Annotated in this window: 1 protein-coding gene; it reads right to left on the reverse strand. The window is 75.1% G+C overall.

Annotated features, from left to right (window positions below; genetic code table 11):
* The coding region (locus tag KUM32_RS39280) for a methyltransferase domain-containing protein (protein ID WP_308408838.1) at positions 1-595 on the reverse strand (595 nt) is incomplete at its 3' end.
* Positions 596-619 lie beyond the last annotated feature (24 nt).

Raw genomic sequence — 619 nt, forward strand, 5'->3', positions numbered from 1 at the left:
CGACATGGCCGAGCCGTCCCCACGGGGCCACGATCCGGCCGCCGGGTCGCGTCTGCTCGACCCAGGCCCAGGGGACGAGGTCGACGGCGTAAGTGGCCATGACCCGGTGGAAGCGGCCGTGCGCGGGCGCTCCCCGCGTGCCGTCGCCGGTCAGCACGGTGACGCGGGCGCCGGCCGCGGACACGTTCCGCCGCGCGAGGTCGGACAGTCGGGGGTCGGCCTCGATGGTGGTGACCCGCCCGTCGGGGCCGACGCCGTGTGCCATGAGCGCCGCGTTGCGACCCGTCGCCGCGCCGAGTTCGAGGACGGCGTGGCCGGGCTCCAGCATCAGGGAGTCGAGCATGTCGGCCACCACCGCCTCACAGCTCAGGCTGGAGCTGGGGAAGCCGTCCGTCACCTGGATGACGGTGGAGTCGTACGGGCCGCCGTAGACGAGATCGGCCCACCGGCCCGGGGTCGCGGTTCGATCGACGGACGCGTACGCGTGGCCTGACCAGGCGCAGAGCCGGTCCGGGGCGAAGGCGTGGCGCGGTAGGGCCCGCATGGCGGGGCGGACCCACGGGGAGCCCGCCGGCCACAGGCCCCTGCTCGCCATGGCGTTGTCCAACCGGTTCTGGCG

It is taken from the genome of Streptomyces sp. AC627_RSS907, from assembly GCF_019049165.1.